We start from the raw sequence: 23,572 nt of genomic DNA, 5'->3' as shown, positions 1-23,572 counted from the left end.
GACCGCATCGATGAAACCCCGATCCGCGAGGGCTGGCGCGACCACGACCGTCGGCCCGCCGCTCGACGTAAACACTCCGGGTTGCGGATTATCAGTGCGCCGGGTGCTGGGGCAATGCGTGAAAAAATCCGGCGCGGTTACCCGTCCTGTGGGTCGTGGACCTTCTCGGGAGGGGCCTCCAGGAAGCGGCGCCACCAGAGACGGGCCTCCTCCTGGGTGTAGCCCTCGAAATTGTTGAAGGGAGGGGAGGGCAGGAGCCACGGCTCCAGGAACCGGGCCAGCTCACGATACGCCGGCAGTGTCTCACCCCACTTCGTATTCCCCGCGAGCGGCGCGGGGCCCAGGCCAATCACGGCACGGCCTCCGGTGAGCTCCTGGACGGAGGTCTCCGGGTGGCTCAGGTGCGAGCGGAGCGCCTGGATGCCGCCGACCGTTTCGAGGAGGGGCGGGCCCAGGAAGTTCAGCCAGTGGATGCCATCCACTCCTTCTCGCATGCCCCACGTACTCTCCCGTGGGACATCCCAGCCGGGATGCTGGACCAGTTGATCCTTCAGGAGGGGAAGGAGTTTCGACCGCCCACGGGTGAACGAGAGCGACAGTCCCGCATGGCCCGTGCTGAAGGGAAGAAGCCCCGCCAGCGACAGCGCCAGCTCACGTGCCTTCTCCGGCCCTTGCTCCTCCAGATACTGCATGGGGACCTTCACGCTCAGAACGCTGTATTCGGGCGAAGGTTTTCGCCAGGGCAGCCGGGAGCGGAAGCTGAATTCATAGCCACTGGGGTCCGACTCTCCACCGATGAGATGGATCCACGTGTCGAAGCCCCGCTTGGTCAGCGTGCGGAACCAGATGGAGTCTTGCTCCATGTCATCCAAGGGCTCAAAGCGAGACCTCTCGACATGGCGCCGTGCCTCCTCCCAGAACTCAGATGTGAGTGGGAAGGCCGCCTCACTGATGTCCGGGTCATAGCCCGTGGTCAGCTTCTCAGGCGCATGCCCAATGGCGTTGAGAAACAGGTCCAGAGACTGTCTCGCGTATGGAGCAAGTGGGCCGTGGTCATGCGGGAGGTAGAACACGACGCGCAGGACGAGCTGGACCCTGGGGAGTGTCGTGGCGAAGTGTTCAGAGAGCGTGTAGCTACTCACGAATGATCCCGAACTGAGGTGTGATGATGGCGGGATTGCATTGTCCATCAAGGTTTACATACCGATTCATCTGATCCCTTGTATTTGGAACCGAAAGTGGGTCGCTCTTTCGGTCCTTGAGGCATGGAAACTTGAAGTCGAAGACGCATTGGACCTGATCCGGCCGACCTGAGGCATGAAGGACGATGTCAGGCTTCATGAGGTCAGAGGGTTGTCCTGCCTTGCTGGCGCGGACCACGTAGCTCGGCTCGATCGATACGTTGTTGGGGAAGAGCCGGAGGATTTCGCGCCGCACGCATGCGAAGGCAACGTCGTGCTTCATCCTCCCAAGCTCGGCTTGTCGTCGGATGGGATCACCGTGCTTGTCGTAGCCCACCACACGCAAGCACTCCTTGTCGTCCGGGTACTTCCCCTCGCCGTACTCACGTTCATTGATGGCGTGGTTCGCTTCCTTCGCGCACTCCACCAACAGGTGCTCGATGCGGGCCACGTCCGCCGCCTCCAGGAGCTTCATCGTGGCTCCCGCTGAGGCCGCGGCCCTGGCGGCCTTGTCCACCCACGGCAGGAGTGCCTCGTCCCCTGGCTGTGTGTAGCAGGTGGGATTGCGCAGGCAGCCGCTGGTCGCGGAGTCGGACGTCTGCGCGTACCGCGTCGGCCCTGAAGCGCACGACAGACAGAGCAGGGCCACCAGCCAGCCCAGACTCCGCCCCTCAATCATCGTCTTCACCCACGTCGTGCGCCGCCGCGTTGAACAGGCCGAAGCCTCCGGCCTCCTCGCTGGAGATGTCCGCGCGGCGCAGGGCAGGGGAGTCCTGTGTCTGTCCCACCGCCATCCACCGGGGCGCGGCCAGCAGCACGCCGTCCTTCGGCAGCTCCGGCAACAGGTGCTCCAGATCCCCGAGGATGAACTCCGCGTGCCCCACGTCCTCGGGCTCCGGCAGCCCCTCCGGGGGATGCCAGGCGCCACCGTCCAGGTGCCCGAAGGGGAAGCTCCCCGTGCCGCTCGCGCCCCCGTACCCGCCTTCCAGCAACTGCCGCGTCCGCTCCTCGCCCCCCGTCACCGCCGGCAGGCACACGCGCGTCAGCCAGTCCCAGGTCGCCGTGCCCTGCTCCACGGGCCAGTCCAGCTCCACCGCGTCATCCGCCTTCGCCAGCAGCGCGTCGATGTACGCACACGCCGCCCGAGGCCCCAGCACGCCGCCCCGGCGCGCCTCCTCCACCGCCGAGGGCCACAGCTCCTCGCGGTAGTAGTGCGCGAAGTAGAACCCCGGCTCGTCCCACTCCGGACGCACGCCCCGGGGCAGCTTCGCCAGCACCAGCCCGCTCGACAGGTACGCGGGCCCCGTGGCCCGGGGATGGAACTGGCTGAAGGCCAGCCGGAACACCCGCACCGCCAGCCCCGCCTCCTCCGTCGCCTCCAACCCCTCCGGACACCCCGCCCGCAGGTGGAAGTCGTCGAAGCGCAGGAACACGTCCACCCCCATGCCCACCGCGTTCTGACACAGCGACTCCAGGCACGCCGCCAGCGGATGACCCGCGTTCACGGGCGCGTCCCACGCCGCCGCCAGCACCGTGCGCGTTTTCGCCTCCACCCGCAGCGACAGCCGCACCCTGCCGCCCTCGAATGGAGCCTCCCCGTGCCGGACGTCCTCCCCGTGAAGCGCGCCCCGATGTTCCTGCCCTGGAGTCGTCATGCTAGGCACCCATCCTTTCCCACACGTCCCCTCCAGGCCAGGAGCCCCATGTCCGAGCCCTCCCATCCGCGCGACGGCGACTTCGAGCTCGTCACCCTGCGCAACGGCCACCGCGCCGTGCGCCACCTGGGCCATGGCGAGGTCATGCACCCCGCGGTGGGCCCGTGGCAGGAGGCCCTGCGCCTCTACGTCGACCAGCCCGGCCTCGCGGACCGCCTGCGAAAGCCCGGCCCGCCGCTCGTCATCCACGACGTGGGCCTGGGCGCCGCCACCAACGCCGTCGCCGCGCTCACCCGCGCCCGCGAGCTGGTCCCGGAGCGCGCCCGCGACCTGCACATCGTCAGCTTCGAGGTGGACCTGGCCCCGCTGCGGCTCGCGCTCGCGGACGCGGAGGGCTTCCCCTTCCTCCAGCCATTCCGCGAAGCCTGTGAAGGCCTGATGAAGCACGGCACGTGGTCCGAGCCCGGCATCCACTGGACCCTCAAGCTGGGGGACGCGGTGCCCTTCCTGGACGCGGAGCTGCCCCTGGCGGACCTCGTCTTCTTCGACCCGTTCTCACCCGCATCCAACCCGGACATGTGGACCGAAGCGGTCCTCGCCCGGGTGCGCCGGCACTGCCGGGAGGACGGGGAGGGCGCCCTGCTGATGACCTACAGCGCGGCCACGCCCACCCGCGTCACGCTGCTGCTCGCGGGGTTCTACGTGGGCGCCGGCGCTTCCACCGGCACCAAGGGGGAGACCACCGTGGCCTCGACCCGCTACGAAACACTGACCGCCCCACTGGGGACCCGGTGGCTTACGCGCTGGGAGCGCTCGTCCTCCCGGGCCCCGCACGGAGGCAGCCTCACGCCTGAGGTCGAGCGTCGCCTCCGGACCCATCCTCAGTGGCGCTGAGCGCCCCTTCCGCGGAGGCCTCGCTCCAGCGCAGGTGGAACGTGGCCGCCGTGCCGTCGAACTCCTCCGGCAGCGCCACCACCCGCCAGCCCCCGCACAGCGCCACCGCGCGCGCCAGGAGCCCCGCCGCGAACGTCGGCTGGTCCGCCAGCACGTCGTTCATCCAGAGCTCCAGCGACGTCGCGCCGCGCTCCACGATTTTGACTTCACTGAAGTTGTTGCCGGCGCGAAAGCCCAGGTCCGCCCGCAGCAGCATCCGCCGGGGACCGGCCAGCCGGCCCACGCCCAGGAGCGCACGGCCAAAGAACGTCCCGAAGTAGGCGTCCATGAAGCGCTCGCCCAGCGAGTAGTACGCGGCCTCCGCCGGCACGCCGCCGTAGACGTGCCCGGCCGCGATGCGCAGGAACTCCCGCCACTGCTCCAGCGAGTAGGAGCGCTCCAGCTTCTTGTCGAGGTCCAGCCCAGCCCGCTTCAGGTGCTCACGGCACGCGGGCGTCAGGCGATTCTCCAACGCGCGGACGAAGAGCGCCTCGACGGTCTGGGCGAAGACAAGCTTCTCAGGATTCATGGGGAGCACCCTACACGATGCCCCCCATGCGATGCTCCCCCACCTGTGTACTGACGTTCAGTGTCGCGCCCCAAGAGTGTCAGGAAGCTGGCGCGCGCCGCACCCTTCGTGAACTCCGGGTGTTTTCAGACCCTGCGTTGACGGACCGCGCCACCAGTCCGCGCAGCCACTGATGCGCGGGGTCTCCGTCGAAGCGCTCGTGCCAGACCTGGAGGATGTCGAAGGGGCGCACGGGGATGGGCGGGGGGAACACCTGGAGCGCGTACGCGTCCTTGAACGCGGCGATGAGGCGGCGGGGCGCGGTGAGGACGTGGTCCGAGCGCGACACCGCCAGCGGCGCGATGAGGAAGTAGGGCACGCGCACGGCGATGCGGCGCGGGGGCAGGCCGCGCTGGGCCAGGGCCAGGTCCACCGCGCCCACGCCGTCGCCCTTGGGGCTGATGAGGATGTGGGACAGCTTCAGGTAGGTGTCCACGTCCAGCGTGCGGCGCACGGTGGGGTGGTCCTTGCGCACCACGCAGACGAAGTCCTCGGTGAAGAGCTTCTGCTGGCGCAGGCCCGGCACGGACGGCACGGGTGCGACGATGATGGCCAGGTCCACCTCGCCCGTCTCCAGGTGGCTGGGGAAGGTGTTGCTGTCCACGTGCAGCACGGACAGGTCCACGCCAGGGGCCTCGCGGCCCAGGAGCTCCAGCGCGCCCGGCAGCAGCACCGTCCCGAAGAAGTCGCGCGTGGCCACGGTGAAGCGGCGGGTCGCGGTGGCGGGCTCGAACGCGGGCTCGTCGCGCAGGGCCCGCCGCAGCTCCGCCAGCCCCCGCTTGAGCGGCGCGGCCAGCGCTTGCGCGCGCGGCGTCAGCACCATGCCGCCCCGGCCGCGGATGAGGAGCGCGTCGCCCAGCAGCTCCCGCAACTGCGCGAGCGCGTGGCTCATCGCGGACTGGGTGAGGCCCACGCGCGCGGCGGCGCGGGTGACGTGCACCTCGTGCAGCAGCGCGTCCAGCGCCACCATCAGGTTGAGGTTGATGCCGGAGAGGTCCACCTCCGCGAGGGAGGGCGCTGGGGTTTCATGAACGCGGCGCATGGGGGCATGCATAGCATGCAGTGGCCTCATGAGGCGCGCGGGGGCACTGTTGCTCCATCTCGCGGTCCGGAGGCAACCCCATGTCCATCGTCATCAACACCCCGAACGGCAACATCGGTCGTCCCCTCGTGGAGAAGCTGCTGAAGGCGGGCAGGAAGGTCACCGTCATCTCGCGCACGCCGGAGAAGGTGGCGGACCTGGTGAAGCTGGGCGCGAAGGTGGTGCAGGGCTCCATCGACGAGCAGGCCACGCTGGACGCGGCGCTCGTGGGCGCGGAGGCGCTGTTCTGGCTGTCGCCGCCCGCCATCCGCCCGGACTTCCAGGACTGGGCGAAGGCCAACGGCCGGATGGCCGCGGAGCGCGTGAAGGCGCACGGCGTGAAGCGCGTGGTGATCCTCTCCAGCGTCGGCGCGCAGAGCGGAGCGGGCACGGGGCCGGTGTCCGTGCTGAAGCCCATTGAAGAGGCCTTCCAGGCGGCGGCGCCGAACGTCGTCAGCCTGCGCGCGGGCTTCTTCATGGAGAACCTGCTGCGCGACGTGCAGAGCCTGGCGAAGGCCGGCGCGCTCTTCAGCACGAACCCGGAGACGAAGGCCTTCCCCATGGTCGCCACCGCGGACATCGCGGCCAAGGCCGCCGAGGTGCTGCTGGAGCCGTCATGGACGGGCCACCGCTATGTGGGCGTCCACGGCCCCAAGGACGTCACCTATCCGGAGGTCGCCAGCATCCTCACCCAGGTGCTGGGGCAGCCCGTGAAGTACGTGCGGGTGGGGCTGGAGGACCTGCGCAACGGCATGGCGGGCGCGGGCATGCCGGCCTTCGCGGTGGACACCTTCGTGGAGATGTACGGCGCCATCCTGGACGGGCGCATGGACCCGGCCGAGCCGCGCTCGAAGGAGACCACCACGCCCACCACGCTGGCGGAGTTCGCCAGCACCGTGCTCAAGCCGGTGGTGGAGCAGGCGCGCGCGTCCTGACGGCGTCCGCCCGTTCGCTCGCATAAGGAACGGGATGGGGGAAGCGTCCGCTGCCCCGTCCCCTCCCTGACAACTGGTGCACGATGGGGGCCTGCCGGAGATTGCTCCGGTACGGCCACCCCACGGAAGACGAGCGCACCATGGACGAGCAACGCCCCGCCACGCCCCCGGCCCGGACGGACCCCTCCATCGACCTGCTCCACCAGCGGACCCGCCAGCCGCTGGAGGTCATCTTCTCCCCCCGCAGCGTCGCGGTGGTGGGGGCGAGCGAGCGCCCTGGCAGCGTGGGCCGCACCGTCCTCTGGAACCTCATCAGCAGCCCGTTCGGCGGCACCGTCTACCCGGTGAACCCGCAGCGCCCCAACGTGCTCGGCATCAAGGCGTGGCCCTCCCTGCGCGCGCTGCCGGAAGCCGTGGACCTGGCCGTCATCGTCACGCCCGCGAAGTCCGTGCCGGCCATCATCCGCGAGTGCGCGGAGGTCGGCGTCAAGGGCGCCATCATCATCTCCGCGGGCTTCAAGGAGACGGGCCCGGAGGGCGCGAAGCTGGAGCACGAGGTGCTGAAGATCGCGCAGGCCGCGAACCTGCGCATCATCGGCCCCAACTGCCTGGGCGTGATGCGCCCCACGAGCGGCTTCAACGCCACCTTCGCCAAGGGCATGGCCCGCCCCGGCAACGTGGCCTTCATCAGCCAGTCCGGCGCGCTGCTGACCTCCATCCTCGACTGGAGCCTGCGCGAGGCCGTGGGCTTCAGCGCCTTCGTCTCCGTGGGCTCCATGCTGGACGTGGGCTGGGGAGACCTCATCGACTTCCTCGCGGATGATCCGATGACGCGCTCCATCCTGCTGTACATGGAGTCCATCGGCGACGCGCGCGCCTTCCTCTCCGCCGCGCGCGAGGTGGCGCTCACCAAGCCCATCATCGTCATCAAGGCCGGCCGCACCGCGCAGGCCGCGCAGGCCGCCGCGTCCCACACCGGCACGCTCGCCGGCAGCGACGAGGTGCTCTCCGCCGCCTTCCGCCGCGCGGGCGTGCTGCGCGTGGACTCCATCGAGGACCTCTTCCACATGGCGGAGGTGCTGGCCCGCCAGCCCCGGCCCTCCGGCCGCAGGCTCACGCTGCTCACCAACGCGGGCGGCCCCGCGGTGCTCGCCACGGACGCGCTCGTGTCCGGCGGCGGCGAACTGGCCGTGCTGTCCGACGACACCCGGAAGCAACTGGACGGCTTCCTGCCGCCGCCATGGAGCCACGCCAACCCGGTGGACATCCTGGGAGACGCGGACGCGGAGCGCTACGCGAAGGCCCTGGAGACGACGGGCGCGGACCCCAACAGCGACGGCCTGCTCGTCATCCTCACCCCGCAGGACATGACGGAGCCCACCAAGACGGCGGACCGCCTCAAGGGCTACGCGAAGCTGCCCGGCAAGCCCGTGCTCGCGAGCTGGATGGGTGGCTCTGAAGTCGCCGCCGGCGAGCGCATCCTCAACGACGCGGGCATCCCGACCTTCGGCTACCCGGACACCGCGGCCCGCGTCTTCAACTACATGTGGCGCTACTCGGACAACATCGCCGGGCTCTATGAGACGCCCACGCTGGCGGAGGAGCCTGGCGGCGGAGGCCGCGACGTGGCGCGCGCCCTGGTGGACGAGGCCCGCGCCTCCGGCCGCACGCTCCTGTCCGAGTACGAGTCCAAGCGCCTCTTGGCCGCCTACGGCATCCCCACCGTGGAGACGTGGCTCGCCACGACGGAGGACGAGGCGGTGGAGAAGGCCCGCACGCTGGGCTTCCCCGTGGTGCTCAAGCTGAACTCGCTCACGGTGACGCACAAGACGGACGTGGGCGGCGTGCGGTTGGACCTGCGCGACGAACAACAGGTGCGGGATGCATACCGCGCCATCCGCGACGCGCTCGCGGAGCGGGGGCTCCAGGACGCGTTCCAGGGCGTCACCGTGCAGCCCATGGCGAAGCTGGACGGCTACGAACTGATCCTGGGCAGCAGCCTGGACGCGCAGTTCGGGCCGGTGCTGCTCTTCGGCGCGGGCGGCACGCTGGTGGAGGTGATGCAGGACCGGGCCCTGGGCCTGCCGCCCCTCACCACCACGCTGGCGCGGCGGATGATGGAGCGCACGCGCATCCACCACGCGCTCAAGGGCGTGCGCGGCCGGGCCCCCGTGGACCTGGGCGCGCTGGAGCGATTGATGGTGCGCTTCAGCCAACTGGTGGTGGAGCAGCCCCTCATCCGCGAGCTGGACATCAACCCGCTGCTCGTCTCCGGCGAGCGCATCATCGCGCTGGACGCGCGCGTGGTGCTGCACCCTCCGGAGGTCCAGGCCGCGTCGCTGCCGAAGCTCGCCATCGAGCCGTACCCGCACCAGTACGCGAAGGTGCTCACGCTGAAGAACGGCGAGCAGCTGCTCGTGCGCCCCATCCGCCCGGAGGACGAGCCCGCCATGGGCCGCTTCCACCAGGCCCTCTCCGAACAGACGGTGTTCATGCGCTACGCGGGCCTGATGAAGCTCAGCCAGCGCGTGGCCCATGAGCGCCTGGCGCGCATCTGCTTCAACGACTACGCGCGGGAGATGGCGCTCGTCGCGGAGCGGCCGTCGCCGGACGGGAAGGGCGGGGGAGAGATTCTCGCGGTGGGCCGGCTCACGCGCCTGCGCGGCACGAAGGACGCGGAGTTCGCCATCACCGTCAGCGACCCCGCGCAGCGGCTGGGCCTGGGCACGGAGCTGCTGCGGCGGCTGGTGGATATCGGGAAGGACTGGGGCCTGCGCCGCATCGTCGCGGACATCCTCACGCGCAACCGCGGCATGCAGGCCGTCAGCAAGAAGCTGGGGTTCACGCTCCTCGAACACGAGGAGCTGGCCCCGGACATGGTCAAGGCCGTGAAGGTGCTCAACGGCTGACCGTGCCCGGGGCTCCCCGGTGTTACGGGACTACACGTCGTCGCAGGGAGTGCCCAGCCGCGCGCCCGTGTAGACGCCCAGCTCGTTGTAGATGAACGGCAGGTTCTCACCCACCGGCACCGCGCGCAGCTTCTGGCGCTTGCTCTTCACCACCCAGAACGACGGCTCCTCGCGGTCCACCACGAGGCGCAGGTCGCCGCCCTGCGTGGAGAAGATCTCTCCCTGCGAGTCGGTGACCACGTTGAGCATCTTCTGCTGCTTCACCTGGCCGCGCTGGCCCGTGAAGATGCGGAAGCTCTTGTTGTCCGAGCCGATGCCGCGCTCCACCAGGTAGTACACGCCCTTGTCGTCGCGCAGCAGGGCGTACGGCTGGAACTTCACCGGGCTGGGCTGGTAGGTGGCCTTGCGCAGGAGCTCCTTGGCCTCCGCCGCCGGCACCGGCTGCTGGGGCAGGCTCTTCTCCCCGCAGCTGAGCGTGCACGTCTTGAGGTCCTCGCTGAGCCGCAGATAGGACACGACCCGGTAGTCCACGCCGCGGAAGCTGTCGTTGGCCTTCGGGTTGAAGAAGCGCGGCTCGAAGAACATGCCCTCCCGGGCGTCGGTGTAGCCCACGGGAGGCACCTGCGTGAACGTCTTGCCGTCCCCGTAGTACAGGTCGCCGTCGTGCTCGGGCGAGCGGGGGATGATGACCGTGTAGTGGCCCTTGCCGTCCGCGCAGACCTTGGCGGACTCCAGCACCATGCGGTCGCGCAGCTTCTCTTCCTTCTTCCAGGGCGGATCCAGCGCGAGCGCGGCTTGCGGGGCCAGGACGAGCCCCAGGGCGATGACCATGTGTCGAAGCGTCATTGTCGGTGGGCTTTCGTTCTAGAGGTTGTCGATGAAGTAGGTGGTGGCCTCGTCCGGCTGGACCGTGTACCGCTCCGTCACGGACCAGATGACCTTGCGCGACTCCAGCTTCAGCGCCTGCTGCGCGTCCATGCGGCACTCCACCGTCTGGATCTTCTCCTGGACGGCGCGCTTGGCCTCGTCGGAGCGCGCGCACAGTTTCTGGAGCGACTCCAGCGGGCCCACGCAGTAGCTGCCGAAGGAGATGTCGTTGATCTGCGCGTCCGTGATGGAGTCCCAGGCAACGGTGGACGTCAGCTTGGTGCCGCACGCCTTGTTCGTCTCCGCCAGGGCCTCCGCGAGCTGCACCTCCGCCTGGTTCGCCCAGAACTTGCGGTCGAACGCGAGCATCGCCTGGTACTTCTTGTCGCCTTCCAGGTCCTGGTAGCGCTCGAAGACCTTCTCCACCTTCAGCGAGCCCGTCTTCCCCGCGTCCGGCTTCAGGTGCGTGTAGCCCGTGTGGTTCACGTCGCTGAAGATGAGGTCCTCGTAGCCGCCCCGGTCCTCCACGGAGACGAAGCGCTGGGTGCGGCCGCGCCAGGGCGTCCAGTAGTGCGTCTTGCCGCGCTCGTTGTTCACCGACGCGACCAGCACCTGGCCGTCCAGCTCGCTCTTGGTGCCCTCGAAGGCCACCAGCGCCTTGTGCGCGTCACCCGGCTCCAGCGCGATCAGGGTGACCTTCTCGCCAGCCTCGTTGGAATAAACCTTGCCGGTGACGGGCTTCGTGCCCGCCACCTGGCTGTCAGGTCGCACGCCCCGGGAACACCCCAGGGACAGCGCCACGACCCCCACTGCCAGTAGCACTCTCACGACGACTCCTTGGATTGCGGACGCGCCCCCGCTCTGGAGTTTCCGCGCGCCCGGACGACCCTACAGGTCGATATCGTACTGCGAACAGTATTGTCGGACCCTTGGACGTTCCGTTGCCGGGACACGGGTCCATTGCGCTCGCGCGTTCGCCAGGTCGTGCTGCTGGCAGTACACGCGGGTGAGCAGCGAGAACGACAGGCCGGTGATCTTCGTGCGCTGGCTGCGCCGGATGTGACGCAGCGCTTCCGCCGTGTTCGACGCGTCCAGCGCCTTCTGCGCCGACGCCAGGTCCTCGCGCACGCTGTCCGGCATGGACTCGGGGGCGCCGCGCGGCTTGGGCTTCGCGTTCGCCGTGGGCGAGTCCGTCGGGGGCTGCCTGGGCTCCTCCGGCTCCACTGGCTCCACTGTCTGCGGCTCCGGTTCCACGGGCTTCTTCACGTCCTCCGGCGGCGCCACGACCGCGGCGGGCGGCGGGGTGACGGGCGCCGCGGGCTGGGGCTGAGTCTGGGCCGGGGGATTCACCCCGGCGACGGTGGGCGGCGGCGTCACGTCCGGGCGCTTCCAGAAGAAGGCGACCGCGAACGCGACGATGACCGCCATCCCCACGGCCACGGCCACCGGCCACTTCGGGCGGGCGGGGGCCAGCGGCTGCGCGGCCAGGGACGCCGTCTGGGGGCCGGAAGGAAGGGACGCCGTGTCGCGGCCGGCGTGGGGGCGCATGCCCACCGTGGGGATGTGCTCCTCGCGGTCCGGCGGACGCGGCACCGACGGCGGCGGGGCCGTGGGCGTAGTGCCGCGCGAGCGCTGCTCCGGCTTCATTTCCGCGAGCGTCTGGAGCGGGCTGCCCGTCAGCTCCAGGATGAACGCGCCCACGTCCGGGTGGCGGTCCTCCGGCTTCTTCGCCATCGCGCGGGAGATGGCCGTCACCACGTGCGGCGGCGTCTCGGGCGCCAGCGTCAGCAGCGGCGGGGGCTCCAGGTGGACGATCTGGTAGATGAGCTCCGCGATGTTGTCGCCGGAGTAGGGCGGCCGGCCGGCGAGCATCTCGTAGACGATGCAGCCGAACGCGAAGAGGTCCGTGCGCGCGTCCACGTTGCTGTTGTGGCCCATGGCCTGCTCGGGGGCCATGTACTGCGGCGTGCCCATCAGCACGGAGTCCAGCGTCATCACCGTGCGCGCGTCCACGAGCTTGGAGATGCCGAAGTCGAGCAGCTTCACGCGCTCGCCCACGACGCCGCCCGCTTCGGTGGGCACGAGGAACACGTTGCCCGGCTTCAGGTCGCGGTGCACCACGCCCGCGCGGTGCGCCGCCTGCAACGCCGCGCCCATCTGCCGCGCGATGGAGAAGACCTCCTCCAGGGGAAGCTGCTTCTGCTTGCGCAGCCGGCGCGACAGGCCCTCACCCCGCAGGTACTCCATCACCATGAAGGGCGTGCCGTCCTCCAGGGTGTCGAAGTCCAGCACCTCCACGATGTTCGGGTGCCCCAGCCGGGAGGCGATCTCCGCCTCGCGCCGGAAGCGCACCGCCACCTCTTCCGACAGCTCCTCCGCGCCGTGCAGCACCTTGATGGCGACCTGCTTGCCCGGCAGGCGCAGGTGGCGCGCGAGGAACACCGCGCCCATGCCGCCCTTGCCCAGCACGGTGCCAATCTCATACGTGGAGCGCAGGACCCGTCCCGTCGTCAACGGCTCGCTCTGCGCGGAGGTCGGTTCGGTTGGCTTTTGCATCGGCGGTCCAAATTCCTACTAAACCGGGCCGACACGATTGGAAAGCACCTGGGTCGAATCCTCCCCCACGGGTCGTGCGAAGGCGCTCGGGCTCTCAGGTTCTGAGAGCCCGAGCTGTATTTTTATCCAGGAACGGAAAGCGCTCCGGCTACGGCGTGGCGGGAGGAGGCATCACGATGTCCGACTGGATGTCCGACGCTTCGTTGATGTGCATCTGCACGGCCTGCCGTTCGCTGAGCAGCTCCTGCTGAAGGGCCGCGTTGGTGGCCTGGGGTGAGAGCAGGCTGTCGCCGATGAAGGCGGTGCGCGCATGCGCGTTGAGCTGGGCGCTGATCAGCGCCAGGTCGAGCGCGGGGCCCGCGGCCGGGGCGTTCGGTCCCTGGAGGATCAGCATCAGCTGCTGGATCTCGGTCTGCAATTGGAGGCTCAGCGCGGAGTCCTCGGGCGTGATGCCTTCGGCCGCGAGCAGCGCGTCCAGCCGTTGTTTCACGGCCGTGTGCTCGGTCACCATCTGGTTGTTGAAGTCGATCACGGCCTGGTCGGTGGCGAGCGGCGCGGCGTACTGGCCCAGCATCACCTCGCCCTCGTTGGCCACCTGCAGGACGCGGGCGATCTGCGCGTCGGTGAGCGTCAGCACCACGCCCGCGTCGGTGCCCGCGTCCGGGACCTGCTGCTGTGGCGCGTCCTGCGGCGTCGGATCCTTGTTCGCGTCGCTTCCGCAGCCGTAGCCCAGCGCCAGTGCGCCCGCCAGCAGTGTCCCCATCCAGAATTTCGCTGTCCGCATGTCCAACCCCCCGTGAATGTCGCGGGGGCAGGATGGGGAGGCCCGCCGCCCGCGGCCATGCGCGTCCCAGCCGTTGCCACTGTGTCCGGGTGCACAGGCCGGGCAGGCAGGGGGCCTCTCCGGGGACGGGTGCCGGCCCGGGAACGCGCGATTTTTCACGGGGACCGGGCGTCACCTCCTAGAGTCGGGCCCGATGAGTGCCTCCGCCGACACCCGCGCCCCGCTCGCCGCCCTGCTGCCGAAGCCCGGCGAGCCCCCTCTCGATGCCGACGAGATCCTCAACCGCTTCGTGAGCTACGTGGCCACGAACGGCCTGAGCCTGTACTCCGCCCAGGAGGAGGCCATCCTGGAGCTCCTGAGCGACAAGCACCTGTTCCTCAAGACGCCCACGGGCTCCGGCAAGTCGCTGGTGGCCATGGCGCTCCATTTCAAGGCCATGGCCGAGGGCAAGGTGTCGTTCTACACGTGCCCCATCAAGGCGCTGGTGAACGAGAAGTTCTTCGCGCTCTCCAAGGCCTTCGGCCCGGAGAACGTGGGCATGCTGACGGGCGACGCGTCCATCAACCGCGAGGCGCCCATCCTCTGCTGCACGGCGGAGATCCTCTCCAACCTCGCGCTGCGTGACGCGTCCGCGCGCGTGGACGCGGTGGTGATGGACGAGTTCCACTACTACTCCGACAAGGAGCGCGGGGTGGCCTGGCAGATCCCGCTGCTGGCGCTGCCCAAGACGCAGTTCCTCCTGATGTCCGCCACGCTGGGCGACACGCACGTCATCGAGCAGAGCCTGGAGAAGCTCACCGGCCGCGAGGTGGCCACGGTGCGCAGCTCCGAGCGCCCCGTGCCGCTGGACTTCGACTACCGCGAGGTGCCGCTGCACGAGACCATCCAGGACCTCATCGCGCGCGGGAAGTACCCCGTGTACCTGGTGAACTTCACGCAGCGGGCCGCCGCCGAGCAGGCGCAAAATCTGATGTCCGTGGACTTCAACACCAAGGAGGAGAAGGAGGAGATCCGCCAGGCGCTGCTGGACGCCCCCTTCGACACGCCCTACGGCAAGGACTTCCAGCGCTTCCTGCGCCACGGCATCGGCATGCACCACGCGGGCCTGCTGCCCAAGTACCGCCTGCTGGTGGAGAAGCTGGCGCAGCAGGGCCTGCTCAAGGTCATCAGCGGCACGGACACGCTGGGCGTGGGCGTGAACATCCCCATCCGCACGGTGCTCTTCACGCAGCTGTTCAAGTTCAACGGCGAGAAGCTGGCGACCTTGAGCGTGCGCGACTTCAAGCAGATCGCCGGCCGCGCGGGCCGCAAGGGCTTCGACACCGAGGGCAGCGTGGTGGCGCAGGCCCCGGAGTACATGATTGAAAACATCCGCCAGGCCGCGAAGGAGGCCGCGGGCAAGAAGAAGTCGCCCAAGGCGAAGCCGCCGCAGAAGGGGTTCGTGCAATACGACAAGAGCACCTTCGAGCGGCTCCAGAACGGGCTGCCGGAGCCGCTGGAGTCGCGCTTCGACGTGAGCCACGGCCTCTTGCTCAACCTGCTCCAGAGCGACAAGACGGAGGGCAGCGGCGGCTACCGGCGGCTGGTGCAGTTAGTGATGCGCTCGCACAGCTCCGACTACACGAAGAAGAAGCTCCTGAAGGACGCGGCGATGTACTTCCGCACGCTGCGCGACGCGGGCATCGTGAAGGTGGTGCAGTGGGAGAAGCACTCGGCGACGGTGGAGGTGTCCGAGGACCTCCAGCGCGACTTCAGCCTCAACCACACGCTGTCCCTGTACCTGCATGAGACGCTGGAGCTGCTCGACCCCACGCTGGACACGTACGCGCTGGACGTCGTCACGCTGGTGGAGTCCATCCTGGAGAACCCGGAGGTGGTGCTGTACGCGCAGTTGCACCAGCTCAAGGGGGAGAAGATCCAGGAGATGAAGGCGCGGGGCGTGGAGTACGACGACCGCATGGAGGAGCTGGAGAAGCTGGAATGGCCCAAGCCGAACCGCGAGTTCGTCTACGGCACCTTCAACGCCTTCGCGAAGAAGCACCCGTGGGTGGGCGAGGAGAACATCCGGCCCAAGTCCATTGTCCGGGACATGTTCGAGCGCTTCATGTCCTTCCACGACTACGTGCGCGAGTACGGCCTGCAGCGCAGCGAGGGCGTGCTCCTGCGCTACGTGGGTGACGTCTACAAGTCGCTGGTGCAGACGGTGCCGGAGAAGTTCCGCAACGAGGACCTGGACGACATCATCGACCACCTGCGCGCGACGCTGCGCCAGGTGGACTCCAGCCTCCTGGACGAGTGGGAGCGGATGCGCAACCCGGAGGCCCCCGTCGAAGTGAAGCCGGTGGTGGACCTCAAGCCCAAGGAGCTCACGGAGGACCCCAAGGCCTTCGCCGCGCGCGTGCGCGAGGAGCTGCACCGGCTGTTGCGCGCGCTGGGACAGCGCCGCTACCTGGACGCGCTGGGCATGCTGGACAACGCCCTGGGCGAGTGGACCGCGCCGAAGCTGGAGCAGGCCATGGCGCCGTACTTCGAGGAGCACAAGCTGGTCGTGCTCACGCCCCAGGCGCGCAAGCCGGCGAACACGCAGCTCAAGGAGGCGGGCACGCGCCAGTGGGAGGCCCAGCAGCGCATCATGGACCCGGAGGGCCACGGGGACTGGGTCATCGACTGTGAGATTGATCTGCGCGGCCGGCGCATGGACGACGGCCCCATCCTGATGCTGCGCCGCATTGGCGGCATGGCCGCCTGGTCGTAGTCGCGGTCAGGCCGGGGGCGGCTTCGTGCTCCCGGCCGCCTCGCGCACGGTGCGGGTGGCGACCTCCACCTCCGCGAGGATGCGGCGCGCGTGCTGGAGCAGGGCCTCGCCGGTGGGCAGGAGGCGCATGCCCCGGGGGACGCGCTCGAAGAGGGGCGTGCCCAGCTCATCCTCCAGGGCGAGGATGTGACGGCTGAGCGGCGGCTGGGTGAGGTGCAGCCGGCGCGCGGCCCGGCCCACGTGACCCTCTTCCGCCACCGCGACGAAGGACTGGAGGTGCGTGATGCTCACGGCCTGGAAGCTAGCGCGGGACGGGGGCGCCGTGGAGGGGGGCGCGTGATGCCAGAACAGCATTGGACGTTCCGGACGGCCGGGTGCCACCTTGCCCGCCATGGGCATTCCTCTCTTCAAGGGCAGTGAAGTGGAGCGGCTGCGGCTCGCGGGCCGCGCGGCGGCGGGGACGTTGGCGCACGTGTCCACCCGGCTCCAGCCGGGCGTGACGACGGCGGACATCGACGCTTGGGTGCGCGAGGACACGGCGCGGCGGGGAGGGACGCCCAGTCAGCTGGGCTACAAGGGCTTCCCGGCCACGGTGTGCACCAGCCGCAACCACGTGGTGTGCCATGGCATCCCGCGCACGGATGAGGTGCTGAAGTCCGGCGACATCGTCAACGTGGACGTGACGACGCACCTGGATGGCTTCCACGGCGACACGTCCGCCACGTTCATGATTGGCGAGGTCTCCTCGGACGCGAGGCACGTCGTGGACGTGGCGCGGCGGTGCCGGGACGTGGGCGTGTCGGTGGTGCGGCACGGCGCGCGGCTGGGGGACATTGGCGCGGCGGTGATGGCGCTGGCGAAGGCGGAGGGGTGCAGCATCGTGGAGGAGTTCGGGGGCCACGGCATCGGCCGGCAGATGCATGGAGAGCCCCACGTGCCGCACGTGGGCAAGGCGGGCACGGGCATCACGCTGAAGTCGGGGATGGTCATCACCATCGAGCCCATGGTGAACCTGGGGCGCCCGGACATCCGGATGATGCCGGACGGGTGGACCGTCGTGACCGCGGACGGCAGCCTGTCCGCCCAGTTCGAGCACACCGTGCTCGTCACCCGCGAGGGCTGCGAAATCCTCACGCCCAACGAGCTACTGCTGCACATCCCCGTGAGCCATCCAGAAAGCTGATGGCATATCGCTTCTGACATCTGGTGCGCGGAGGCCGCCGGGCGCATCTCCTGGCGCATGGAAACGCCTCCGACGCTTCCCGTTGTCCGTCCCCGGGCCTGGACGGCCGCGCATGTCCTGATGCCGCTCGGCACGGCGTTGTGTCTGCTGCCTGCCGTCTCCACCGGCGTGGCCCTGCTCGCGGGGCTGTGCGTGGCCCTGACGGTGGGCAATCCGTTCGCCGGGACGACGCGGAAGCTGACGCCCCGGCTGTTGTCCCTGGCGGTGGTGGGGCTGGGCGCGGGCATGGACCTGCGCACAGTGCTCACGGCGGGGCGTGAGGGCCTGGGCTACACGGTGGTGGGCATCGCGCTGTGCCTGACGCTGGGCGTGGGGCTTGCCCGGCTGCTGGGCGTGCCCCGGGTGACGGGCCTGCTCATCAGCGTGGGCACGGCCATCTGCGGCGGGAGCGCCATCGCGGCGGTGGTGCCGGTGCTGCGGCCCCAGGAGCATGAGACGTCCGTGGCGCTGGGCACGGTGTTCCTGCTCAATGCCGTAGCGCTGTTCGTCTTCCCCGTGGTGGGTCACGCGGTGGGGCTGACGCCGCACCAGTTCGGACTGTGGTGCGCGATGGCCATCCACGACACCAGCTCCGTGGTGGGCGCGGCGCTGCGCTACGGCCCCGAGGCCCTGGCGGTGGCCACGCCCGTGAAGCTGGCACGCGCCCTGTGGATCCTCCCGCTGACGGTGGGCCTGGCCGCATGGCGAAGGCGCGAAGGCCACGCGGTGACGGGCCGGGTGCGCCGGCCGTGGTTCATCGCCGGGTTCCTGGGCGCGGCGGCGGTCGTGACGCTGTTCCCGTCGCTCGAACCGGTGGGGCAGGGCGTGGCGGCCGTCGCCCGGCAGCTGCTCGTGGTGACACTGTTCCTGTTGGGGGCGGGGCTGACGCGCGAAACACTGCGGGCCGTGGGCCTCCGTCCGCTCGCGCAGGCAGTGGCGCTGTGGCTGCTCATGGCGGGCCTGTGCCTGGGCGCGCTGAGGCTGGACTGGGCGTGAGCCCTGGGCTCAGGACTGTAACCGGGGCGAGGCGCGGGAATGGCGCGGCTGGGCGGCGTGAGCCTTGGGCTCAGGACTGCAACCGGGGCGAGGCGCGGGAATGGCACGGCTGGGCGGCGTGAGGCGCGGGCTCAGGGCGGCAATCGGGGTGAAGCGCGGGAATGGCACGACTGGGCGGCGTGAGGCGCGGGCTCAGGGCGGCAATCGGGGTGAAGCGCGGGCTTGGCGCGGCTAGGCTGGGCGGCGTGAGCCTTGGGCTTAGGGCAGCAGTACCGGGGGCGTGGCGCGGGCATGGCGCAGGAAGCGGCCCGCGGCTCCGGACGGCTCATCGACGGGCAGGGCCCAGGAGAACGCTCGCGGGATTCGCAGCCCCGGTACGGGCAGCACCTGGAAGCGGCCCAGGGACAGCTCGCCGTCGATGCTCCAGCGGGACAACAGCGCCACGCCCATGCCCAGGGACACGGCCCGTTTGATGGCCTCGGTGCTACCCAACTGGAGGTCTCCGCGCCGGGGCCCCTTGCGCACGCCCGCCTTGCGCAGGGCCCGGTCCAGCACGGCTCGCGTGCCGGAGCCCTGCTCCCGCCACAGCAGCGGCACCTCCCGCAGCGCCTCCATGGTGCGGATCCGCGACCACTCCGCCGGCCCCTGCGCCGAGACCACCGGCACCAGCTCGTCATCCAGGTAGCGCTCCAGCCGGATCCCGGGCGCCCGCGCGTGGCCCTCCACCAGCCCGAGCGGCACCCGGCCCTCCGACAGCCACTCCAGCACCTCGCGCGTATTGCCCACTTCCAGACGGACCTGGAGCTCGCGGTGCGTGCGCAGGAAGGACGCCAGCAGGCCCGGCACGATGGCATTGGCGACGGTGGTGCTCGCCGCCAGCGCCAGCTCGCCGGTGAGGGTCTCCTCCGCCGCGATGGCAAGCGCCGCCTCATCCAGCAGGCCGTGGATGCGCTGGGCATAGTCGAAGAGCACACGCCCCGCCGCGTTCAGCCGCACTCCGCGCGCGGTGCGCACGAGCAGCGGCTGGCCGCAGTCCGCCTCCAGTTGCCGGACCTGCGCGGTGACGGCGGGCTGTGACAGGTGGAGCAGGCGGGAGGCGGCGGAGATCTGCCCGGTCGAGGCGACGACGCGGAAGGTTTCGAGCCGGCGGGGGTCGACGAACAAGGCCGTCATCCTAGACGAGGCGCGGGGGAAGGGGCGCCTTCATCGCTGGGTGTTGAGAAGGGGGCGCTTGCGTCCGCCTGCCCGGCCGGGAGCCCGGTGGTTCTCGTTGGAAGCGTCAGGGCCTTTGATAGGTTGGCGCCCCATGAAGAAGATTTTGGTCGCGCTCCTCGTGCTCATCGTCCTGGCGGTCGCGGGTGCAGGCGGCGTGTTCATGCACTTCCAGAACGCCACCACCGCGCCGCACACGGCGGCGGATCCGGCCCCCAAGGAGTTCGTCGTGAAGAAGGGCGCGTCCGCGCGCTCGCTGGGCCAGCAGCTCCAGGCCCAGGGCTTCCTGGACGACCCCACCGTGTGGCGCTTCCACCTGTGGCGCCGGGGCAGCCTCAACGTGAAGGCGGGCCGCTTCATGCTCAGCCCTACGTCTTCCGTGGCGGAATTGGCCAACGCCCTGGAAGGCCAGCCGCTGCCGGAGGACGTGCCCTTCGCGATGATCGAAGGCTGGCGCCTGCGCGACACCGACCAGGTGCTCGCCGCCCAGGGGCTCATCAAGCCGGGCGAGTACATCGCCGCGGCCAGCCGCCCGAGCAGCTTCGCCGCGCCGTTCCCGCTGCCCACGCGCAGCCTGGAGGGCTACCTCTACCCGGAGACGTACGGGATCATCGCGGACAACTTCAAGGTGGAGGCGTTCATCCAGCGGCAGATCGACACCTTCCGCGCGCGCTTCTACGACGAGCACAAGGACGAGATCGCCAAGAGCGGCCGGTCGCTGCACGACATCGTCGTGATGGCCTCCATGCTGGAGCGCGAGGAGCCGGTGCCGTCCCAGCGCGCGCTCGTCGCGGGCATCCTCTGGAAGCGCGTGGACAAGGGCTTCCCGCTGGGCGTGGACGCCACCAGCCGCTACGAGCTGGCGGAGTGGAACGACCGCAAGGCGTTCCTCAAGCGGCTGCGGGACAACTCGGACCCGTGGAACTCGCGCACCCGCGCGGGCCTGCCGCCGGGCCCCATTGGCGCGCCCACGGTGGACTCGCTGCTCGCCGCGCTGCGGCCGGTGAAGAGCGACTACTGGTACTACCTGCATGACGCGCAGAAGGTCCTGCACCCGTCGCGCAACGCGCAGGAGCACGAGGCGCTCCGGGCCAAGTACAACGTGTACTGAGGCACCGCGATGACGTCCCCCCTCACGGACCCGGGCCGCGTCTCCACGCCTTCCGGCGATGCCGAGGCCGCCTTGCGCGAGGAGGTGGCCTCGCTGCGCCAGGAATCCGAGCGGCTGCGCCGGCTGCTGGAGACCGCGGCGCAGGTCACCTGGTCGACGAACCCCGCCAGGGACGCGCTGACGCCCGTCTCTCCGTCGTGGACGGCCTTCACCGGCCAGACGCCGGAGCAGATACGCAACCATGGGTGGCTGCTCGCCCTGCACCCGGATGACCGGGCCGGCGCCCTGGCGGCGTGGGAGCGGGCCAAGGCGGGGGCGCGGGTCTTCTCCACGCGCTACCGGCTGCGCCGCGTGGATGGCACGTACGTGTGGATGCTCGCGCGGGGCGTGCCCGTGCTGGGGCCGGACGGCGCCGTGCGCGAGTGGGTGGGCACCTGCATCGACATCCAGGCGCAGGTGCTGGGCGAGGAGCGCGCCGCGTTCCTGGCGCGGGCCAGCGAGCTGTTCGCGTCGTCGTTGGATGCCACCGCCACGCTGGCATCGCTGGCGAACCTGTCGGTGTCGGCGCTCGCGGACTGGTGCATCGTGGACGTGCTGCATGCGGACGGGCACTTCGAGCGCGTCCAGGTCGTGACGACGGATCCGGCCTTGCGCTCGCTCGCGGCCGCCGTGCAGCGGCTGCCGCCGGTGCCACGGGAGCGGCCCGTCTATCCTCCCGCGGTGGCGCTCGCCACCGGACAGGCCACGCTGGTGCCGGAGGTCACGGACGCGCTGATGCAGGCCGTGGCGCAGGACTCCCAGCACCTGGAGGCCATGCGCACGGTGGGCATCCGGTCGCTGCTCACGGTGCCGCTGCTGGCCCGGGGCCACATCCTGGGCGCGCTGACCTTCCTGGTCACCACCTCCGGCCGCCGGTATGGCGACGAGGACCTGCGCTTCGCCCAGGAGCTGGCGAACGTGGCCGCGCTCGCGGTGGACAACGCGCGGCTGCTCCAGGGCGCGCGCGACGCCATCCGCCTGCGCGACGAGTTCCTCTCCGTCGCGAGCCACGAGCTGAAGACGCCGCTGACGCCGCTGAGCCTGAAGCTCCAGGCGCTGTCGCGCGCGGTGAAGTCCCATCCGGACTCGCCGCTCGCCCCGGTCATCGAGGCCCACGTGGAGACGGGGCACCGCCAGGTCCGCCGGCTCACGGAGCTGATGAACGACCTGCTGGACGTGTCGCGCATCAGCGCCGGCACCTTCCGCCTGCAGCGCGAGGAGGTGGACGTCGCGGAGGTGGTGCGCGAGGTGGCCGCGCTGTTCGCGCCGAGGTTCGCCCTGGAGCACTGCGAGTTCCAGGTGGAGGCCCCGGAGTCGGTGCGCGGCTGCTTCGACCGGGTAAGGCTGGCGCAGGTGTTGGATCACCTGCTGGACAACGCCCTCAAGTACGGCGCCGGGACGCCGGTGTCCGTGCGGCTCGTGGCGGACGGGGCGTTGGCGCGGATCACGGTGCGCGACGGGGGCATTGGCATCTCGCCGGAGCAGCGGCCCCGCCTCTTCGAGCGCTACGGCCGCGCCGTGTCCGAGCGCCACTATGGCGGCCTGGGACTGGGCCTCTACCTCACCCGCACCATCGTGGAGGCGGAGGGCGGGCGCGTGTCCCTGGACAGCCAACTGGGCGAGGGCGCGACGGCCACCGTGGAGCTGCCGCTCACGCGCCCCTGAGCGGCTTCAAGGCGCGCTCGTGCCGGGCGGCTGGGGCGACGTCTGGAACATGCCCGCGAGGATGCGCTCGGCCGCGTCCGCGAGCAGGTCCCTCGCCATGCGCGTCTCCTCGCCGAAGATGCCGCGCGACGTGTTCGCGTCCAGCACGTGCGTGGCGAGCAGCGCGAACGCCGACGGCTCGTCGAACGTCGCCTCCGAGGAGAGCACGCGCTTGCCGGGCTGTTGATCCTCTTCGTGGAAGCGCCCCTCCCACGTGTCGCCCAGGGTGATGGAGAAGTACTGCGCGGCCACGTTGCCGGGCCGCGACATGTGCGAGGCGGCCACCACGGCGCGCAACTGGCCGCGCTCCTCCTCGGTCATCTGGCGTTTCCACGCCTCGACCGAGGCGTGCATGGTGTCGATCTGGTCCCTCGCCGCGTCCTCGGCGTTCTTCAGCAGGTCCGGCACCCGGGCGTGGATGAACGCGGAGAGCTGCGCCGGCGTCACCCCGCCCGCCGCCGTCACCTCGTCCACGAGCACCAGCGACGCGTCGAGCAGGCGTTTCTGCCGCGCCAGGGCCTCGGCCGGGAGGTCCCGGCCCTTCAGGCTCCGGCGCGAGGCGGTGATGAGGCCGCGCAGGGTGGTGAGCCGCGTGTGCGTCTCCCAGTCGAGCGCTTCCTTGCTGGCGAGCAGGACGTGGAGCGCGAGCGGCACGTGGGTGACGGTCTTGTACTCGTGGTAGCGGCGCGTGCGCGCGGGGGCCTCGAAGCGCTGGCCCCGCATGCGCAGGATGAGCACGTCGTCGATCTGCGCGATGACCGGGCCCATGCGGGACAGCACGGCCTCACGGCGCGCGGCGTACGCGTCGCGGAAGGCCTGGTTGAGCACGCTGAGCGGATCCGCGGGGTCCAGCGCCACGGCTCGCGCGACGTCGGAGGGCGGTTCAGGAGGAGGGGAGGGGGAGGAGGGACCGCCCACGGGGCACTCGGCCATGGCGGACACCGTAGCGCCCCGCGCGCAGCCGTCATCCTCGGCCGCGGGCTGGATGTCCGGATTCCTTCAACCCGAATGCGAAAGGCCGGCCCCGCGGCGAAGCGGGACCGGCCTTCCTTCACGGCTCAGCG

Annotated in this window: 20 protein-coding genes; 8 read left to right on the top strand and 12 right to left on the bottom strand. The window is 70.3% G+C overall.

The features are described 5' to 3' along the window. Window positions 1-137: 137 nt before the first annotated feature. The 3 genes from ACX114_RS23965 to ACX114_RS23955 form a co-directional block, all read right to left on the bottom strand. Entirely contained in the window at window positions 138-863 is a 726-nt protein-coding gene (locus ACX114_RS23965; protein WP_459288147.1) for a type VI immunity family protein, read from the bottom strand. 271 nt (window positions 864-1,134) lie between these two features. After that, window positions 1,135-1,656, bottom strand: a complete 522-nt coding sequence (locus ACX114_RS23960) for a hypothetical protein (protein WP_459288146.1) — start codon at window positions 1,654-1,656, stop codon at window positions 1,135-1,137. A 196-nt stretch (window positions 1,657-1,852) separates the two neighbouring features. Beyond that, complete coding sequence (locus ACX114_RS23955; RefSeq protein WP_459288144.1) at window positions 1,853-2,752, bottom strand: hypothetical protein; 900 nt, start codon at window positions 2,750-2,752, stop codon at window positions 1,853-1,855. Between the two features lie 132 nt (window positions 2,753-2,884). Between ACX114_RS23955 and ACX114_RS23950 the strand changes: the two genes are divergently transcribed. Continuing rightward, a complete protein-coding gene (locus tag ACX114_RS23950) occupies window positions 2,885-3,730 on the top strand; it encodes a tRNA (5-methylaminomethyl-2-thiouridine)(34)-methyltransferase MnmD (protein WP_459288142.1) in 846 nt (281 codons plus the stop codon). Here the strand turns inward: ACX114_RS23950 and ACX114_RS23945 are convergent. Both ACX114_RS23945 and ACX114_RS23940 read right to left on the bottom strand, forming a co-directional pair. Then, on the bottom strand, window positions 3,681-4,298 hold the full coding sequence (locus ACX114_RS23945; protein WP_459288140.1) for a DUF2378 family protein: 618 nt from the start codon (window positions 4,296-4,298) through the stop codon (window positions 3,681-3,683). The two genes, ACX114_RS23950 and ACX114_RS23945, sit on opposite strands and share 50 nt — an antisense overlap. A gap of 79 nt (window positions 4,299-4,377) precedes the next feature. Continuing rightward, window positions 4,378-5,379, bottom strand: a complete 1,002-nt coding sequence (locus ACX114_RS23940) for a LysR family transcriptional regulator (protein ID WP_459288138.1) — start codon at window positions 5,377-5,379, stop codon at window positions 4,378-4,380. A gap of 80 nt (window positions 5,380-5,459) precedes the next feature. On the opposite strand from ACX114_RS23940, the gene ACX114_RS23935 reads away from it, so the two are divergent. Next, entirely contained in the window at window positions 5,460-6,353 is an 894-nt protein-coding gene (locus ACX114_RS23935; RefSeq protein ID WP_459288136.1) for an NmrA family NAD(P)-binding protein, read from the top strand. Window positions 6,354-6,493: 140 nt separating this feature from the next. Beyond that, window positions 6,494-9,262, top strand: coding sequence for a bifunctional acetate--CoA ligase family protein/GNAT family N-acetyltransferase (locus ACX114_RS23930; protein ID WP_459288134.1), 2,769 nt, complete (start codon window positions 6,494-6,496; stop codon window positions 9,260-9,262). A gap of 30 nt (window positions 9,263-9,292) precedes the next feature. On the opposite strand, the gene ACX114_RS23925 is transcribed toward ACX114_RS23930, so the two are convergent. The 4 genes from ACX114_RS23925 to ACX114_RS23910 form a co-directional block, all read right to left on the bottom strand. Continuing rightward, entirely contained in the window at window positions 9,293-10,108 is an 816-nt protein-coding gene (locus ACX114_RS23925) for a hypothetical protein (RefSeq protein WP_459288132.1), read from the bottom strand. 18 nt (window positions 10,109-10,126) lie between these two features. Continuing rightward, the gene (locus ACX114_RS23920; RefSeq protein WP_459288130.1) at window positions 10,127-10,957 is read right to left on the bottom strand and encodes a hypothetical protein; all 831 of its coding nucleotides are present in this window, start codon (window positions 10,955-10,957) and stop codon (window positions 10,127-10,129) included. A 60-nt stretch (window positions 10,958-11,017) separates the two neighbouring features. Then, entirely contained in the window at window positions 11,018-12,685 is a 1,668-nt protein-coding gene (locus ACX114_RS23915) for a serine/threonine-protein kinase (protein ID WP_459288128.1), read from the bottom strand. Window positions 12,686-12,833: 148 nt separating this feature from the next. Beyond that, window positions 12,834-13,469, bottom strand: a complete 636-nt coding sequence (locus ACX114_RS23910; RefSeq protein WP_459288126.1) for a DUF4142 domain-containing protein — start codon at window positions 13,467-13,469, stop codon at window positions 12,834-12,836. A 193-nt stretch (window positions 13,470-13,662) separates the two neighbouring features. Here ACX114_RS23910 and ACX114_RS23905 point away from each other — a divergent pair, with 193 nt between their 5' ends. Further along, a complete protein-coding gene (locus tag ACX114_RS23905; protein ID WP_459288124.1) occupies window positions 13,663-16,224 on the top strand; it encodes a DEAD/DEAH box helicase in 2,562 nt (853 codons plus the stop codon). A gap of 6 nt (window positions 16,225-16,230) precedes the next feature. On the opposite strand, the gene ACX114_RS23900 is transcribed toward ACX114_RS23905, so the two are convergent. Continuing rightward, window positions 16,231-16,515 (bottom strand): LysR family transcriptional regulator, encoded by a 285-nt coding sequence (locus ACX114_RS23900; RefSeq protein ID WP_459288122.1) that lies wholly within the window; start codon window positions 16,513-16,515, stop codon window positions 16,231-16,233. A 100-nt stretch (window positions 16,516-16,615) separates the two neighbouring features. Here ACX114_RS23900 and map point away from each other — a divergent pair, with 100 nt between their 5' ends. After that, window positions 16,616-17,407 (top strand): type I methionyl aminopeptidase, encoded by a 792-nt coding sequence (gene map / locus ACX114_RS23895; protein ID WP_459288120.1) that lies wholly within the window; start codon window positions 16,616-16,618, stop codon window positions 17,405-17,407. Between the two features lie 120 nt (window positions 17,408-17,527). Then, window positions 17,528-18,442, top strand: a complete 915-nt coding sequence (locus ACX114_RS23890) for a YeiH family protein (protein WP_459288118.1) — start codon at window positions 17,528-17,530, stop codon at window positions 18,440-18,442. 258 nt (window positions 18,443-18,700) lie between these two features. Here the strand turns inward: ACX114_RS23890 and ACX114_RS23885 are convergent, their stop codons facing one another. Further along, window positions 18,701-19,615 (bottom strand): LysR family transcriptional regulator, encoded by a 915-nt coding sequence (locus ACX114_RS23885; protein ID WP_459288117.1) that lies wholly within the window; start codon window positions 19,613-19,615, stop codon window positions 18,701-18,703. 133 nt (window positions 19,616-19,748) lie between these two features. Here ACX114_RS23885 and mltG point away from each other — a divergent pair, with 133 nt between their 5' ends. Together mltG and ACX114_RS23875 are read left to right on the top strand one after the other, a co-directional pair. Continuing rightward, window positions 19,749-20,765 (top strand): endolytic transglycosylase MltG, encoded by a 1,017-nt coding sequence (gene mltG / locus ACX114_RS23880; protein ID WP_459288115.1) that lies wholly within the window; start codon window positions 19,749-19,751, stop codon window positions 20,763-20,765. Between the two features lie 9 nt (window positions 20,766-20,774). After that, entirely contained in the window at window positions 20,775-22,469 is a 1,695-nt protein-coding gene (locus tag ACX114_RS23875) for a sensor histidine kinase (RefSeq protein ID WP_459288113.1), read from the top strand. 6 nt (window positions 22,470-22,475) lie between these two features. Here ACX114_RS23875 and ACX114_RS23870 read toward each other — a convergent pair whose 3' ends face one another. Further along, on the bottom strand, window positions 22,476-23,441 hold the full coding sequence (locus ACX114_RS23870; RefSeq protein WP_459288112.1) for a hypothetical protein: 966 nt from the start codon (window positions 23,439-23,441) through the stop codon (window positions 22,476-22,478). Window positions 23,442-23,572: the final 131 nt, after the last annotated feature.

This window comes from Corallococcus sp. M7 (assembly GCF_054512695.1).
This window is presented reverse-complemented; position numbering and strand designations above follow the sequence as displayed.